Consider the following 3,389-nt stretch of genomic DNA (forward strand, 5'->3'; position numbering starts at 1 on the left):
GGCACGGTGAACGGTACGGCGGTCGTGCAGTTGGCCTGCAACAACGCCGCGGACCAGCGCTTCCGGCTCGAAGGCATCAGCAGCTCCACCACTTACCGCCTGCGCCACCTGGTCACGGGCCGGTGCGTGGAAGTGGGCGGCAGCTCCACGCGCACGGGCACGGGCGTGCGCCTGTGGGATTGCCAGCAGCCCACGTCGGGCCGCAACCAGAACTGGGCACTGGCTGGCGCCACCGCCGGCGGTTTCATCACCAGCCTGGCGGTGCCCGCCAACCAGGCGCAGGCATCGCGCTTCCTGCAGCAGGCGACCTACGGCGCCACCAGCGCTGAAATCGCCCGCGTGGCCAGCCTGGGCTATGCCGCCTGGATCGATGACCAGATCGCCCGCACGCCTACGCTGCACCTGCAGGTGCATCAAGCTCTCCAGGCCGAGCTGGGCCCGCATTACACCGACCAGCGCGACCGCGACTGCGAATTCTCCTGGGGCTGCAACCTGTCCCGCCACGACGCCTGGACCCTGATCGCGGTCAACGGCAACGATCAGCTGCGCCAGCGCGTGGCGTTCGCGCTCAGCCAGTTCTTCGTCATCTCCGATGTCAGCGACAACGTCGGCTATTCGCAGCTGGCCATCAGCGACTACTACGACTCGCTGGCGGTGAATGCGTTCGGCAGCCATCGGGCCCTGCTGGAGGAAATGGCGCTGCACCCGCTGATGGGTCGCTACCTGGGCATGCTGCAGAACGAAAAGGCCAACCCGGGCCGCAACACCGAGCCCGACGAGAACTTCGCGCGCGAAGTGATGCAGCTGTTCTCGATCGGCCTGGTTGAACTCAACCTCGACGGCACGCCCCGGCTGGACGGCAGCGGCAACACCATTTCCACCTACAACAACGAAGTGATCACCAATTTCGCGCGCGCCATGACCGGCTGGAACTTTGGCGGCGCCGCCAGCTGGTACGTGTGGGAAGACGACGTCAAGCTGCCCGGGTTGATCCGGTCGATGACGCCGTGGGCGAACTTCCACGACACCGGCGCCAAGACCCTGTTCCCGGGAACCAACCTGGCGGCCGGCCGCACCGCGCAGGCCGACCTCACGTCCGCGCTGGACGCGCTGGCCAACCATCCCAACGTCGGGCCTTTCCTGGCCAAGCACCTGATCCAGCGCCTGGTCACCAGCAATCCCTCGCCCGCCTACGTCCGGCGCGTCGCGGTCACCTTCAACAACAACGGCGCCGGCGTGCGCGGCGACCTGGGCGCCGTGGTCAAGGCCATCCTGCTCGACCCCGAGGCGCGCGACATGGCCGTCGCGGCGCGCGACGAGTACGGCAAGGTTAAAGAACCGATGCTCCGGATGACGGCCATCTGGCGCGCGTTTGCCGCCCAGGGGCAGGCCGTTGCCTCGCCGGCAGGCGCCACCACGCGCCCTCTGCTGCGCAACCGCGGCGCGGGCGTGGACATGGCCCAGACCGTGATGTCGTCGCCGTCGGTGTTCAACTTCTACCGGCCCAACTACCAGCCGCCGGGTGAGTTCCGCCGCCGCGGCCTGGTGGCGCCGGAGCTGCAGATTCTCAACGAAGCCACCGCCATGACCACGTACAACCACTGGCACGGCAGGCTGTTCCAGATGGACCGTGACGACCCCACCATCGCCGCCACCGTCAGCGATCCGCGCTACTACACCGCTCGTTTCCGCCTGAACCTGTCCACCGAAAAAGCGCTGGCGGTTTCGCCCGGTGCCTTGGCCGACCGGATGAACCTGCTGCTGATGGCGGGGCGCATGAGTCCGGCGATGCGGCAGATCCTGGTGGAATCGGCCTACGCCACTTCGATGAACGACGGCGGCGGCGACCGGGTGGAAGACATGGTCTTCCTGATTGCGTCGTCCCCCCAGTTCGCAGTGCAGAGGTAAGCCATGAGCAGCAACGAGCATTCGAAGTCGCGGCGCCGTTTCCTGGCTCAGTCCTCGCAGATCGCGCTGGGCAGCGCGGCGGCCTGGGCCACCCTGGGCCAGCTGCAGATGGTGCAGGCGTCCGAGCTGGGCCTGGGCGAGGACTACCGGGCACTGGTGTGCATCTATCTGTTCGGCGGCGCGGACAGCTTCAACATGGTGGTACCACGCACACCGGCGGCCTACACCAGTTACCAGGCCGCGCGCCCCGCGCTTTCCATCGCCCAGGCCAGCCTGCTGCCGATCACCCCGCTCAGCGGCGACGGCGGCGTGCAGTGGGGCCTGCACCCTGCCCTTTCCGAGCTACAGGGCCTGTTCGAGTCCGGCCGCGCCGGCCTGCTCGCCAACGTGGGCCCGCTGGTGGCGCCCACCAGCAAGGCCGCCTACACCGCACGCAGCGTGCCGCTGCCGCCCGAGCTTTTCTCGCACGTGGACCAGCAGGCCTACAGCATGTCCATGGGCAGCGAGACCGCCGCGCGTGCCGGCTGGGGCGGCAAGATCGCCGACCGCATGGCCGCCGCCGGGCTGCTGGTGGGCGCCGGGTTGCCCACCAGCATTTCCCTGTCGGGCACCAACATGTGGCAGGGCGGCGCCGCCGACGGCATCTACACCATGGGCGGCGGCGGGCCGACCCGCATCAACGACACCCTGCGCGCTTCCAACACCTGGTCACGCGTGGTGCCGCGGCGCGACGCGTTCTACAAGCTGCTGGACGCCGCCAAGCGCGACTCGTCGCTGTTCACGCGCGAACATGCGCGCATCAGCCAGCGCGCGATCGACTTCAGCGAATTCGCCTTCAGCGCACTCAACAACGCGCCCGCGATCACCACGCCATTCCCGGTGGCCGGGCAGAACCGGCTGGCCGACACGCTCAAGACCGTGGCGCGCACCATCGCCGCGCGCGGGGCATTGGGCCAGAAGCGCCAGATTTTCTTCGTCGGCCTGGGCGGCTGGGACACGCACGACAACATGCTGCCCGACCACCAGCGGCTGCTGCGCACGCTCAGCGAGGCCACGGCGGCCTTCTACAACGCCACCGTCGAGCTGGGCGTTTCCGACAAGGTGACCTCGTTCACGATGACCGACTTCGGCCGCACGCTCAACAACAACGGCGACGGCACCGACCACGGCTGGGGCGGCCACAGCTGGATCATCGGCGGCGACGTGGTGGGAAGGCGCATCTACGGCCAGATGCCGGAAATGCGCCTGGGCAGCGAACAGGACGTGGGCCGCGGCCGCATGATCCCGACCACCGCCATCGAACAGCTGGGCAGCACCCTGTCGCGCTGGTTCGGTCTGCGCCAGGGCGACGCGATGGACATCTTCCCCAACCTGCGCAACTTCGGCACCGGCGCCGACTACCTGCCGATGCTGGCCAGCAGCAACCAGCTGCTCAACGGCATCGACTTCCGCCCCCCCCCGTGATACCCGCCGGCGGCGGG

At 68.6% G+C, this 3,389-nt stretch carries 2 protein-coding genes; both read left to right on the plus strand.

Annotation, left to right across the window (positions count from 1 at the left end; translation table 11 throughout):
* Positions 1 to 1,908, plus strand: a 1,908-nt coding sequence (locus K0M70_RS03090) for a DUF1800 family protein (protein WP_290779149.1), incomplete at its 5' end; no start/stop codon positions are given.
* A gap of 3 nt (positions 1,909 to 1,911) precedes the next feature.
* Entirely contained in the window at positions 1,912 to 3,372 is a 1,461-nt protein-coding gene (locus K0M70_RS03095; RefSeq protein ID WP_290779151.1) for a DUF1501 domain-containing protein, read from the plus strand.
* The last annotated feature ends 17 nt before the right edge of the window (positions 3,373 to 3,389 follow it).

This window comes from Arenimonas sp. (assembly GCF_019459675.1).
Lineage (GTDB): Bacteria > Pseudomonadota > Gammaproteobacteria > Xanthomonadales > Xanthomonadaceae > Arenimonas.

Excerpts from the sequence above, each read along its gene's own strand:
- K0M70_RS03095 (WP_290779151.1), top strand. The coding sequence starts at position 1,912 with ATGAGCAGCAACGAGCATTCGAAGTCGCGGCGCCGTTTCCTGGCTCAG.